We start from the raw sequence: 12,952 nt of genomic DNA on the forward strand, positions 1-12,952 counted from the left end.
AGGTATAATAAAAGAAAGAAAACTGAAGGAGACATCATGTTTTACACTTATCTGCGTGGGCTGGTTATGTTGATTCTATGGTCAATTAATGGAAATGCTCACTTTCACAATACTGAAAAAATTCCAAGTTTAGATGAAAACTATATCCTTGTTGCGCCACACCGTACCTGGTGGGATCCAGTCTATATGGCTTTTGCAACAAAACCAAAGCAATTTGTCTTTATGGCAAAAAAAGAACTCTTTTCAAATCGCATCTTTGGTTGGTGGATTCGCATGTGTGGTGCTTTTCCTATCGACCGTGATAACCCAGGTTCTTCTGCTATCAAATATCCAATTAATGTTCTTAAAAAGAGCAATCGTTCACTGATTATGTTTCCAAGTGGTAGTCGTCATTCCAATGATGTTAAGGGTGGTGTAGCCCTCATCGCAAAGATGGCTAAGGTTCGTATTATGCCTGTTACCTATACTGGTCCTATGACTCTAAAAGGGCTTGTCAGCCGTGAACGTATTGATATGAACTTCGGAAATCCGATTGATATCTCAGATATTAAAAAGATGAATGATGAGGGAATTGAGATAGTTGCAGACCGCATCCAATCTGAATTTCAACGACTGGATGAGGAAACAAAACAGTGGCACAACAATAAAAAACCAAATCCACTGTGGTGGGTCATCCGTATCCCTGCCTTGATTCTAGCAATTATAATCGGAATTCTGACAATCCTCTTTACCTTTGTTGCAAGTTTTGTTTGGAACCCAGATAAAAAGAGAGAGAAATTACAATAGTCTAATTTTCACAGCCCAAGTTTATTACTTGGGCTTTTCCAATGAGTTAGCATACTAATTAGCATATTGACAAAAGCTTAAATCTATAGTATACTTTCAAAGTAAGCTGATTTAGCTCAGTAGGCAGAGCGCATCCATGGTAAGGATGAGGTCGCCGGTTCGATCCCGGCAATTAGCATCAATTCATCAGTTCCTTTTTTAGGGACTGTTTTTTTCTTGACAAAGTATTGGCTCTATAGTAAAATAAAATCTGCGATGAGTCGATATGTAGCGAAAGCTACAATTGCGCAAAGGAGGTCATAACGCAGGAGCGGACCTTGAGAAATTGTGTGAACCAGTTTCTCACATGGAGATGCCTCTCACACTCTCTGGTTTTTCCAGAGAGTTTTTTTCTTAAACGAATCGTGTTCTGGATCTTATGAAACAAAAAAAGACCTATCATACAAGCTGTAAAGCCTGATATGATAGGTTTTTAATGTTAGATTAACGTACAGTGCGGATACGCATTGTGTTTGTACGAACTGCTTCACCAAGTGGCACACCTGCAACGATAACGATATCGTCACCAGATTGTACAAGACCTGCTTCAACTGCTTTACGTTCAGCAATTTCAAACATGTCATCAGTTGATGATGGAGCTTCTGTCAACATTGGGATAACACCCCAGTTCAACATCAATCCACGTTCTGTCAATTCGTCAAATGTCAATGCCAAGATATCAGCATTTGGACGGTATTTAGAAATCAAACGTGCTGTGTGACCAGTCTTAGTCAAAGTTACAACCAATTTGATATCCATTGAGTTTGCTGCATCTTTAACTGCTGATGCCATAACTTCTGTTTTAGAGTTACGTTCAAATGAATCTGAGTTCAAACGTCCGTATTCGTTAAGAAGAGTTTGAGCGTTCTTGTCGATTGTAGCCATTGTACGAACAGACTCAAGTGGGTATTTACCGTTTGCAGACTCACCTGAAAGCATCGTAGCGTCAGTTCCGTCGATAACAGCGTTAAATACGTCTGATACTTCTGAACGAGTTGCACGTGGTTTTTCAGTCATTGTTTCAAGCATGTTTGTTGCAGTGATAACAACTTTACCAGCAGCGTTCACTTTAGTGATGATCATTTTTTGATAAACTGGAACCATTTCGAATGGTACTTCGATCCCCATGTCACCACGAGCGATCATGATACCGTCAGCAGCTTCAATGATTTCGTCTAAGTTATCGATACCTTGTTGGTTTTCGATCTTAGCGAACAATTGAACGTGACCATTACCAGTTTCTTCACAGATTGCACGAACTTCGTTAACGTCTTTAGCAGTACGTACAAATGAAATCGCGATGAAGTTGATACCTTGTTCAAGACCGAAGCGGATATCAGCGTTATCACGTTCAGCAAGAGCAGGGAAAGGAATTTTAGTATTAGGGATGTTCACACCTTTTTGTTTAGCGATCACACCGTCATTTTCAACTTCACAAACGAATTCACGACTTGCGTCGTCTTTTTCTACAACACGAAGACCCAATTTACCATCGTCAACCAATACTTGGCGACCAACTTCAACGTCATCATAGATGTCAAGCGCACCTGCAACGTTCAAAGCAATCACTTCACGAGTTGATTTGATTCCTTGTTTAGTTGCAACACGGATTTTTTCACCAGTTTTGTATGAGTACTCTTTAGCTTCACCTTCGAACAATTCAGTACGGATTTCTGGACCTTTAGTGTCAAGAAGGAAACCAACTTTTTTACCTGCAAGTTTTTCTGCAAGTTTAACAGTTGCCATACGGTCACCTTGTTCTTGGTGGTCACCGTGTGAGAAGTTGAAACGGAAAGTGTTAGCTCCTGCTTCAATCAATTGAGCAATATTTTTAGCTGAAGCTTCAACGTCAAGTTTTTCACCCCAGTATCCGTCATCACCGAATTTTTTACCACCACGGATTTCTACCGCAGGACCCAAAGTTGCAACGATTTTTACACGTTTGTTCATGATTTTGTGACTCCTTTATATAATTCGACCTTTTATGGTCATTTTACCAGATTAGTTAAAGTTGATTAAGACAAGCTCTTATTTAAAGCAGAAAGTTCAATATCAGCTTTGTGAGGGTTATTGACAACAATCTTACCATCAGCTGTTAAGCTAAACAAAGCTCCCTCTTCTGCTGTTCCAAGAATTGGATTTTCAACCATTTTCTCGTTACGAATACCGACAGCGACACCACCGATTCCTTGTTTAAGGAGTTTAACAGCATGTGCACCCATACGAGATGCCAATACACGGTCACGAGCAGTTGGTGAACCACCACGTTGGATGTGACCAAGTTCTGTGACACGAAGGTCGCTTGTATCGCCAGCTTCTTTTAGTTTTTGACCAAATTCAGCTGCTGACATAACACCTTCTGCTAAAACGATAATGTTGTGTTTTTTACCGTGTTCATATCCAGCTTTGATGCTTGCTACGATATCTTCAAATTTGAAGCCTTCTTCAGGGATGATGATTTCGTCAGCACCAGTTGCGATACCTGCCCAAAGAGCGATATCACCTGCGTTACGTCCCATTACTTCAACAACGAAAGTACGACGGTGACTTGATGATGTATCACGAATCTTATCGATTGCATCCATTACAGTCGTAACTGCAGTGTCAAATCCGATTGTAAAGTCAGTACCTACGATATCGTTATCGATTGTTCCAGGAAGTCCAATAGCAGGGAATCCATGCTCAGTCAGTCGCATAGCTCCATGATAAGAACCGTCACCACCGATAACCACGACACCTTCGATACCGTGTTTTTTCAATTGCTCAATCCCTTTAAGTTGACCTTCGAGTTTTGCAAACTCAGGGTAACGAGCTGAGTGAAGGAAAGTACCACCACGTGAAATGATGTCTCCTACTGAAGCAGCATCAAGTGGATAAATTTCACCAGCAACCATACCAGCGTATCCATCATATATACCAAAAACTTCCATTCCTTCTGAGATTGCTTGACGAACAACTGCACGAATGGCAGCATTCATACCAGGGGCGTCCCCACCACTAGTCAAAACAGCAATACGTTTCATTTGGTTTTGCTCCTTTTTCTTTTAACATTCTAACTGATTATACCATATTTAAATTTAAAATTCTTTTATTTTCATTGATTTTTAACGATAAATCGTTTTCATGACAATCTGTTTTAAAGATTCTTGTAAGCCAGCGTCTTTTGCAACTAAATAACCAGGCAAAAGAATATTTTTTTGTTCATTTTCATAACGAACGACAACAGGAATTTGTCCCTTGTACTGATCTAAAATATGATAAATTTCAGAATCGTGGTCATGATTGGGAACTTGAATCCAAAAACGCTCACTCACTGCCTCTTTTAAATTATTTAAAACTAATTGAAGTCGTCCGTCCCTAGCCTGAACTTTCCCATTTAGGTAATAGAAACTTCCTTCGTTCAAAAGATTTTTAAATTGGCGGTACTGTTCAGAAAAAACAGTGACCTCCAGACTTGTTTTACTATCAGTAACTTTCAAAAAGGCCATGTTTTCACCTTTTTTAGTTCGAATCACTCGGATAGATTGAATCTCAACGAGCACTGTAGCTGTCTGTCCCTCGGAAAGCTCAGATAAACTCACGATCGGATACAAAGGATTCTTCGCTAAAACCAGCAATGGGTGTTGGCTAATTCCAACTCCTAACCATTTCTGCTCTTTTTGGAATTTCTCAATATTTGAAAAGTCCTCTGTATCTGTCCAACTATAGCTAGAATCTGCAAAGAGGCTACCTAACTCTTCTACAAAGATAAATAGAGTTGGTAGGTTGGTTAAGATTTTTCGACGATTTTTCTCAAAGTTATCAAACAATCCAACTTCTACCAGAGGAATTAATAAACTCTCCTTTTGATAATTTTTGGGTAATCGTGTGATAAAATCTTCAACACTGCTAAATGGACGATGCTCGATAATCCAGTAGGCAAAATCACGGGGCATTCCCTTAATACTCTTAAGTCCTAGATGAATTGTCTTATCTGCTAGTTTATCTTGATATGGAACCGTATTGATAGAAAGCGGAGCTAATTCAAAGCCCATTTCAAGTGCATCTAGAATATAATCCCCGCTGGCATAATTGAGCATGACCTGATAGAAGATTGCTGGAAAATGTGTTTTAAAGTAGGCAAGCTGAAAAGCTAAGGCAGCATATGCATAAGCGTGCGAACGGTTAAAACCATAACCGGCAAATTTTTCCATTACGGCAAAAACTTCTTGGGCCTGTTTTTGTCCATGCCCTTTTTCGAGGGCCCCTTGGATAAAACTCTCCTCCATTCGGTGCATCTCAGCCGCATTCTTTTTCCCCATAGCACGACGTAACATATCGGCTTTCCCGAGGCTAAAACCAGCGTAACGCTGAGCTGCTTGCATCACCTGCTCTTGGTAGAGCATAATACCATAAGTCGGAGCTAAGATATCTTCTAGCACAGGGTCCAGAACCGTAACCTTTTCTTTACCATGTTTTCTGGCAACAAAGTTATCTATATAGTCGCTCGCACCTGGTCGGTTCAAGGAAGTCGTCGCCACTACTTCTTCAAAATTTTGTGGTTTCACACGTTTCAATAAGCGTATGGCTCCAGGTTGTTCAAACTGAAAGATTCCCTTGGTCTTACCTGCAGCAAAGAGGGCTAAGGTTGCCTTATCTTCAAGATCAATATCCTCAATTCTTAGTGAAATACCTTGAGTTTCATATAAGAGCTCCTGCATTTTTTGAGCGAAGGTTAAGTTTCGTAGGCCCAAGAAATCCATCTTGAGCAAGCCATTTCCTTCAACTCCATGCGCATCATATTGGGTAATCAGCATATCCTCGCCATACTTGAGAGGGATATAATCTGTTAGATTTTTATCACTGATAACGACACCAGCTGCATGGATAGAAGTCTGTCGTGGATAACCTTCTATCTTTTTAGCAATAGAGAAGGCCTTTTGGTACTCAATCTTACTCTGAATGAGTTGTCTAAAACCTAGATTTCCTTCATAGGCTGTCGTTAGAGTATCTTTAGACCCAATTTTTTTCGTAATGGCCGTCAATTCATATTCAGGGACACCATACCGTTTAAAAATATCTCGGATGGCTTGCTTGGCTCCAAAGGTTGAATAAGTAACAATCTGAGCAGCATGGATACTACCATAACGGTCACGAACATAACGAATAAACTCAGGGCGATAGATATCTGGAATATCAATATCAATATCTGGCATGGTGTAACGTTCACGATTCAAGAAACGCTCAAAGATAAGATTTTTAGCTACAGGATCAATTCCAGTGATATCTAAGGCATAGGCCACTAGACTTCCAACTGCAGACCCACGGCCCATCCCCATATAATATCCTTGAGAACGACCGAAACGTAAGAGGTCCCAGACAACCAAGAAATAATCATCGAATCCCATATCATGAATCACTGATAACTCTTCTTCTAAACGAGCCTGATAAATCTGATTCCATAATCCTTTCTGTTCCAATCCCTGAATCGCTCTTCCCCGAAGTTCTTCAACAGCAGGTCTCTCTGGATTAAAACGTGGAAGCTTGAGACTACTATCAATCTCGTAGGAAGTTTCCTTAATCAATCTTGCAAGGTTATCCAGTGCAATTGGGAACTTCTCTAGAAAAATCTGTTCAAGACGGTCAGCCGGTAAAAATAAGCCCTGTTGAGATTGAACATCAACCTCTCTCAAAGTCACGTTCTCTTTAATCGATTTAAGCATCTGTAGAACTTCTAAATCCTCAGACTCGAAAGAGTTAACACGATAAAGAGGGAGAATGGGGTGAGAAAAATTCGACTGAGCTGTATCTGGATAAACTCCGATATAGTAGTCATGTCCCAAATCCAAATTTACTATTTCCTGAAAGTAGGGAACAATGATGCAAATATCTTCAAGGTAGGAAGAGAAATCAGCCCATTCTCTTTTACCTGTCATCTTTAGAGACGACAGCTTCATCAGGTTTTGATAACCTCGGTTTGACAGGGCTAGAAAACGTAGATTGATCCATTCATCTTTATGATGAACAGTCATCTCAAGACCTAATAAAGGCTGTATTCCTTGTTTTTGGCATTCTTTGATGAAATAATAGGCTCCATAGAGATTGTCTTCATCCATGATTCCAAGTGATGAATAGCCATATTCTTTCCCAAGGCTGACATATCTCTTGATTGAAACCATACTCTCCATGAAACTATAGACAGTTTTCGTATCCAGTTGGGCAATCATTCTTTCTCACCTCCCTTTTTCTTTTTCTATTATACCATTTTAGAAAATAGAAACACAATTTCTTTCTAATCATGAAACTAAAAAACCACAGCCTTAAAGGCTATGGTTTTATGATATGAAATAAGTTCGAAGAAGAGTTGCGCCTGGCTTTTTTAACTTAGTTACTTGTATCTTTCGTTAAAAATATCCCGATTAGAACTAGAACTAGTGAGAGATAAGGAAAAACCCTAAACATCTGCCAATCCGGGTCGAATGCTAAAAGTCCGGAAAGCAAATAAAATCCTGCACTCGCATACAAGAAATTTCTATTTACTTTCTTGATTCCTATCCTAGTTAAAAAAGTTGCTATAACGTAAGTAATTAAATTAGGACCTAGAAAAATCAAGAATACAATTCCCCATGGAGCAGTAAATAAAGCAAGAGTTATAAATAGAAGAATATAGGTAAGTGCCAAATAAAATGAGAAAGATAGAAGAGCCGAAGGTTTCTTAACTGCTTTTGGACCATTCTTCATATCTTCTACCGAATTATTTTCTACAATTAGTTTATCTTCTTCTTTGTTTAGCTCTACATTTGGATTTTGGTCTGACATTTTTTTCTCCCACTAATTTGTTAAGTTATTTTTATTATATCCCAATTTGTCACATTAAGCTAGATAGAAAAAGCCATCTATGTTAGTCTCAGATAAACGCTCACATTTGTCTGAAAGAAACTAACATAAATGACCTACACTACTCCGTATCAAGTTTTTCTGAGTCAGGTAAAATTGTCTCGCTCAATTTGACAAATGAGGAGTTTTTATTATTTTTCACGAATCACTTCTACCTTGTATCCATCTGGATCTTTAACAAAGTAATAGTTTGGTTGTGTTCCTGGAAGTCCATTTGGATTTGTCACTTCGTAACCCTTGTCGCTATGTTCTTTATGAAGAGCCTCAAGGTCAGGTGTGCTTAGAGCGATGTGCGCAAAACCGTCACCTACAACATAAGGCCCATGATCGTAGTTGTAAGTCAACTCTAATTCATAATCATCGCCATCAAGACCTAGATAAACAATGGTAAAAGCGTGTTCTGGGAAGTCCAGACGACGCAATTCCTTAAATCCAAAAGCATCTTGATAAAAAGCAATTGATTTTTCAAGATTTTCTACTCGCAAGCAAGTGTGTAACATTTTTGAAGCCATTTTTTCTCCTTTGTTTAAAAAAGACTGGGACAAATTTGCACCAGTCTTGTGAATAATTATTTACCAAGTTTTGCTTTAGCTGCATCTGCAAGAGCTGTGAAAGCTGCTGCATCGTTAACAGCCAAGTCAGCAAGCATTTTACGGTTAACTTCGATCTCAGCCAATTTCAAACCATGCATCAATTGTGAGTATGAAAGTCCGTTCAAACGAGCTGCCGCATTGATACGTGTAATCCACAATTTGCGGAAGTCACGTTTCTTTTGACGACGGTCACGGTATGCATAGTAGTAAGAGTTCATTACTTGTTCTTTTGCAGTACGGAACAAGATATGTTTAGCTCCATAGTAACCTTTTGCTAATTTTAAAATACGTTTACGACGTTTGCGTGATACAACGCCACCTTTAACACGTGCCATTTATATTTCCTCCAATATTTCCTAGAATTGTTAACTTACAAATACGCGATTATTTCAAGCGAGTAAGCATTGCTTTGATACGTTTGAAATCTCCTGAATGCACCATAGATGCTTTACGAAGATGACGACGTTGTTTCTTAGTTTTTCCGTGGAAACGGTGAGAAGTGTAAGCACGGAAACGTTTAAGTCCACCAGAACCTGTACGTTTGAAACGTTTAGCTGATGCGCGGTGTGTTTTTTGTTTTGGCATGATATTTTCTCCTTTTTTTAACTTTCTGACAGATTATTTCTTGTCAGTTGCTGGGGCCAACTGCATGAACATTTGACGACCATCCATTTTAGCACGTTGTTCGATGATAGCAATATCTTGAGTTGCTTCAGCGAAATCGGCTAAAACTTTTGCTCCAATCTCTTTATGGGTAATCATACGTCCCTTAAAGCGAATGGAAACCTTCACTTTGTTCCCTTTTTCAAGGAACTTGCGAGCACTGCGAAGTTTCGTATCGAAATCACCCTTATCAATAACTGGGCTCAATCGAACTTCTTTCACGGTCACAACGCTTTGTTTTTTGCGTTGTTCTTTTTGTTTCTTCTGGTACTCAAATTTGAACTTACCGTAGTCCATAATTTTCGCAACAGGAGGTTTAGCTTGAGGTTGAATGAGAACCAAGTCCACATTAGCGTCGTCCGCAAGTGCTTGCGCTTCACCAAGTGGTTTGATACCCAATTGTTCGCCCTCAAGACCGATTAAGCGAACTTCACGTACACGAATTTCATCATTGATGAATAAGTCTTGCTTTGCTATGGTTTTCACCTCTTTTTTTATTTTAGAGAAAAACAAGAGCGGACTTGCTAACGCAAATCCGCTCTACATGATTATAGTTCATTTCTGAAACTTGATCTGTAGGGGCCAGACAACGTTAGTCGCAAGGCGAGAAGTTCTCACTTCTGCTTTTCTCATCCTGTATATGATATCAAGTTTTTCCCTACTTGTCAAGATAAAAATAATCTTTTTTAGTTTTTTCTAATAATTGAATTTAAATCCAATTATTGGGTACGAGAATAATAAATACCATGTGATTTCAAACCTGTATTGAGTAGTTCTGATACAGTCACAAAGCTATAGCCTTGACCCTGCAAATACTCGATAACCCTTGGTAGTGAATTTACTGACGTCTGGTGAATATCATGCATCAATATAATAGAACCATCTGTCGTTTGACGTTGAATTTCTGTAAAAATAGCAGCTTCGTTTTTACTCTTCCAGTCCAAACTATCAACATCCCACATGATAAAGCTCAAATCGAGACTATTACGAATATCATCCGAAATAGCACCATATGGTGGACGCATCAATTTTGTGCTCTTCCCAAGCACACTTTTAATAGCATCTTCTGTATCTGTAATTTGTTTCTTAGCATCTTCTAATGGCAGTTTTGTTAAAATTGGATGATTCCAACTATGGTTTCCAACTTCATGGCCTTCAGACTGCATACGTTTAAGAATTGACTCATTGCCTGCAATATTTTTCCCTTGGACAAAGAAGGTAGCTTTGATTTTGTACTTAGCTAAGATATCCAAGGCTTGTGGTGTTGTATTACCATCAGGACCATCATCAAAGGTAAGAGCTACCACTTTTTTATGTTTATCCGCTTGAACTTTTTTATAAAGTTCAGCATCTTTTTCTGTTAGATAGGATGTTTGAATATAATCAAAGAAATCTGAAATAGGCATTGCTATTTCTTCTACATTAGTCATTGCTTTGACTGGATATAGAACCAATTGACTATCTTTGTAAGCAAACTTCCAGCTTGACAATTCTGCAGCTGAGAAATCAGCTGAAACTTGGTCAACAACTGATTGATCTACTTTTTTATCTTGTAGAGTTGACTTAACTCCCTCAAGGATTTTTTCTTTGGCTGTGGATGGGTCTGTAAAGAATTGATCCAAGGTAAAGATAGAGCCATCCTCTTTCAGATACAGCTGGTCTAAAGTAGTATTTTCCAATTCAACGACATTAGAATTTGCCAAGTCATAGGCCTGTTTTTTAATCAAACGATTTTCAACCCCAGTTAAAGAGGAATCCCCTTTTTCTGAGTAATAAAAAATCAATTGATCTTTTCCCTCTACCTTGTCAGTGATGTCCTTTATAATCTCATTCTTAACAGAGGAGATAACACTATCTCCAACCATTGGATAATAGGTGATAATTTCAGATTTTTCCTTGCGAAAATGCTCTTTTTGACTTCCTTGGGAGTAGGCGTCATCTTTTTCCTTCTTGAGACTCTCAATCTTCTGTTCAAAGGCTTGCTTGTTCAACACTTTATAGGTGATCACAATACCGAGTGCTAACATTGTTAGAAACAAAAGCAAGACAAGAGTGCCAAGCTTTTTATTATTTTTCTTCTTTACTTTATTCTGGGGTAATCTCTTTTTTGTCATAGTCTTATCATATCAAATATGAACTATAATTTCAATGAAAACATGGCAGGGAAAGATTTAAAATAAGTAAAGAAAAGTAAAAGAACCCTAGAAAAATCTAGGATTCTTTTATAAATTAGAAACGAATACTTTCTCTTGTTTTTTCATAAGAAGTAACGAAGCGATTGGTAACACCAGGCTCAGCAACTTCTAATGCTTGAGAGATTTTTTCGAAAGATGCTTGGTAATCAAATGTTGTTTCAAAGATATTCAAAGCTTCTTGGAAAGCTTGTTGAATACGATCATCAAATGATCTGTAACGGTTCGAATATTGAAGCAATTGTTCTGTCAAGGTTGCATTTTGAACGATACTGTATGTTTCTTCTTCCAACATATTCATATCATTTGTCGCAATCTCAAGGATGCGATTAACAGATTCGATATTCACTTGCGCTTGTTCCAGCTCAGCCATCAAGTCTTCTGTACTGTGGCTTGCATCAAAGAAGAGCTTCAAGAATTTTTGTGGAATTCCTGGAAGATTTCTCTTCTCCATGTAGCGTTTAATCGTATGCAGACGGTTGACATATACATTTGCTTTTTGACGAGCATTGATGTCATCTTTTTCAATTTGAACGAGACGCTCACTAACACCGATTTGGTCATCTTCGATATCTTTTAATGTAGATTGGAGATTTTCCAAACGTTCTTGTAAGACAGAATATGCTTCTGAAACTTCTGACTCTGCATTATTCATTTCTTCAATAGTAGCATTCAAGGCTGAGATATCAGCTTGAAGACGACGAACTCGATTCACATCGCTTTCTGAAATTAAATAGGTTTTTCCAAGACGTTCGATATCTTTAACTAGTACCTGATTGTTTTCTTTCAAGTGTTTAAGATAGGTAGGAAGGGTAGTTACCAATTTCTCAAAAGCTTTATGGGCTGCAATTTCACGAGTGAAAATATCATAAAGTGTATTGATTTCTTCTTGGATTTGAGTATTTTCATACTCTGCATTATCCAACTCCAATGTACGGATATTTTCGTGATTTTTCTTCAAGGCTTCATAGAGAAGTTGAAGACGAGATTCGATATCAGTTTCTACAAAATGGTAGTTTTCATCTAAAAGCTTGCGGTAACCAGCTTCTAAATCTTCAAGTTGTTCTGGCAATTCAGTAGTAAGCTTAGTGACAATCGCTGGAATTCTTTCAACGATATGTGTCAAAGCTAAAATATGATTTTCAGCGTTATCTAAAATGCCTGCTGCTTCAACCGGATCTCCTGATGAATTCAAGGTTACAAATTGAGAAAACTCAGATTGGATGTTCTCCAATTGTTTTTCAATTTCTGGAAGAGCTTGACCATATTTTTCAGGATCTTCAGCTACAGTATTTTGTAGTTTCTCAAATAAATCTAGGGCATGCAGAACACGTCCACTATTTTTTGACTCTTGTTTTTCCAACTCAGACAAGGCATTACGAATTGCTGCAATATCTTCTTCAACAAGTTGGATTTGACTTTCAATTTGATCAATCTGGTGCTTAGCTTTCAAGAAACGGAATGAGTTATTGTATCCTTCAGCTTCAAAGAGGTTATTCTCAATATCTGCAAAAGAGTTAAGAGACAAATCTACCCATTTTTGGTTCCATTCTCTAAAAGCAATCTGACTTTGACCGATCAGATGCATGTTTTTTACAACCTCTACCTCATCATTAACAGGAAGGTTATATAGTTCTTCTTTTCTTTCTTCTAAAGCTGCAAGTCTACTCTCATTTCGTTTACGTAGCAAAATTGCTACTGCAAAAGCAATAAGAAGCAGGACTGCAATTCCAATCAAAGTAATAATCAACTGATTATTTGACATATCAAACTCCTTTTATACATGACACAATTGTAATGATT

General features: G+C 38.2%; 11 protein-coding genes, 1 tRNA gene and 1 other annotated feature. Of the genes, 2 read left to right on the forward strand and 10 right to left on the reverse strand.

Translation table 11 applies throughout. The annotated features are described in order from the left end of the window. Window positions 1–36 precede the first annotated feature (36 nt). Window positions 37–786, forward strand: coding sequence for a lysophospholipid acyltransferase family protein (locus tag QM859_RS02985; protein ID WP_414262076.1), 750 nt, complete (start codon window positions 37–39; stop codon window positions 784–786). A gap of 105 nt (window positions 787–891) precedes the next feature. Beyond that, window positions 892–964, forward strand: a tRNA-Thr gene (locus tag QM859_RS02990). Window positions 965–1,269: 305 nt separating this feature from the next. Here QM859_RS02990 and pyk read toward each other — a convergent pair. From pyk to ezrA, 10 genes are all read right to left on the reverse strand, one after another. After that, a complete protein-coding gene (pyk, locus tag QM859_RS02995; RefSeq protein WP_414262077.1) occupies window positions 1,270–2,775 on the reverse strand; it encodes a pyruvate kinase in 1,506 nt (501 codons plus the stop codon). A gap of 65 nt (window positions 2,776–2,840) precedes the next feature. Then, window positions 2,841–3,848: a 6-phosphofructokinase gene (gene pfkA, locus QM859_RS03000; protein WP_414262078.1), complete on the reverse strand. Its 1,008-nt coding sequence runs from the start codon at window positions 3,846–3,848 to the stop codon at window positions 2,841–2,843. Window positions 3,849–3,929: 81 nt separating this feature from the next. Then, a complete protein-coding gene (locus tag QM859_RS03005; RefSeq protein ID WP_414262079.1) occupies window positions 3,930–7,031 on the reverse strand; it encodes a DNA polymerase III subunit alpha in 3,102 nt (1,033 codons plus the stop codon). 157 nt (window positions 7,032–7,188) lie between these two features. Then, window positions 7,189–7,623, reverse strand: a complete 435-nt coding sequence (locus QM859_RS03010; RefSeq protein ID WP_414262080.1) for a hypothetical protein — start codon at window positions 7,621–7,623, stop codon at window positions 7,189–7,191. A 209-nt stretch (window positions 7,624–7,832) separates the two neighbouring features. Then, window positions 7,833–8,213 (reverse strand): lactoylglutathione lyase, encoded by a 381-nt coding sequence (gene gloA, locus QM859_RS03015; RefSeq protein ID WP_004253875.1) that lies wholly within the window; start codon window positions 8,211–8,213, stop codon window positions 7,833–7,835. A 56-nt stretch (window positions 8,214–8,269) separates the two neighbouring features. Then, window positions 8,270–8,629, reverse strand: a complete 360-nt coding sequence (rplT, locus tag QM859_RS03020; protein WP_000124830.1) for a 50S ribosomal protein L20 — start codon at window positions 8,627–8,629, stop codon at window positions 8,270–8,272. A 49-nt stretch (window positions 8,630–8,678) separates the two neighbouring features. Then, on the reverse strand, window positions 8,679–8,879 hold the full coding sequence (gene rpmI / locus QM859_RS03025; RefSeq protein WP_001125942.1) for a 50S ribosomal protein L35: 201 nt from the start codon (window positions 8,877–8,879) through the stop codon (window positions 8,679–8,681). Window positions 8,880–8,912: 33 nt separating this feature from the next. Continuing rightward, window positions 8,913–9,443: a translation initiation factor IF-3 gene (infC, locus tag QM859_RS03030; protein WP_004253871.1), complete on the reverse strand. Its 531-nt coding sequence runs from the start codon at window positions 9,441–9,443 to the stop codon at window positions 8,913–8,915. A gap of 15 nt (window positions 9,444–9,458) precedes the next feature. After that, window positions 9,459–9,589: a sequence feature (ribosomal protein L20 leader region), on the reverse strand. Between the two features lie 87 nt (window positions 9,590–9,676). Continuing rightward, on the reverse strand, window positions 9,677–11,071 hold the full coding sequence (pgdA, locus tag QM859_RS03035) for a peptidoglycan-N-acetylglucosamine deacetylase PgdA (RefSeq protein WP_414262081.1): 1,395 nt from the start codon (window positions 11,069–11,071) through the stop codon (window positions 9,677–9,679). 115 nt (window positions 11,072–11,186) lie between these two features. Continuing rightward, a complete protein-coding gene (gene ezrA / locus QM859_RS03040; RefSeq protein WP_414262082.1) occupies window positions 11,187–12,914 on the reverse strand; it encodes a septation ring formation regulator EzrA in 1,728 nt (575 codons plus the stop codon). Window positions 12,915–12,952: the final 38 nt, after the last annotated feature.

The organism is Streptococcus infantis (assembly GCF_047463175.1).
Classification (GTDB): domain Bacteria; phylum Bacillota; class Bacilli; order Lactobacillales; family Streptococcaceae; genus Streptococcus; species Streptococcus infantis_AC.

Bases quoted from the DNA above. Each gene is read 5' to 3' on its own strand.
- QM859_RS02985 (WP_414262076.1), top strand. From the start codon at position 37: ATGTTTTACACTTATCTGCGTGGGCTGGTTATGTTGATTCTATGGTCA.
- pyk (WP_414262077.1), bottom strand. From the start codon at position 2,775: ATGAACAAACGTGTAAAAATCGTTGCAACTTTGGGTCCTGCGGTAGAA.
- pfkA (WP_414262078.1), bottom strand. From the start codon at position 3,848: ATGAAACGTATTGCTGTTTTGACTAGTGGTGGGGACGCCCCTGGTATG.
- QM859_RS03005 (WP_414262079.1), bottom strand. From the start codon at position 7,031: ATGATTGCCCAACTGGATACGAAAACTGTCTATAGTTTCATGGAGAGT.
- QM859_RS03010 (WP_414262080.1), bottom strand. From the start codon at position 7,623: ATGTCAGACCAAAATCCAAATGTAGAGCTAAACAAAGAAGAAGATAAA.
- gloA (WP_004253875.1), bottom strand. From the start codon at position 8,213: ATGGCTTCAAAAATGTTACACACTTGCTTGCGAGTAGAAAATCTTGAA.
- rplT (WP_000124830.1), bottom strand. From the start codon at position 8,629: ATGGCACGTGTTAAAGGTGGCGTTGTATCACGCAAACGTCGTAAACGT.
- rpmI (WP_001125942.1), bottom strand. From the start codon at position 8,879: ATGCCAAAACAAAAAACACACCGCGCATCAGCTAAACGTTTCAAACGT.
- pgdA (WP_414262081.1), bottom strand. From the start codon at position 11,071: ATGACAAAAAAGAGATTACCCCAGAATAAAGTAAAGAAGAAAAATAAT.
- ezrA (WP_414262082.1), bottom strand. From the start codon at position 12,914: ATGTCAAATAATCAGTTGATTATTACTTTGATTGGAATTGCAGTCCTG.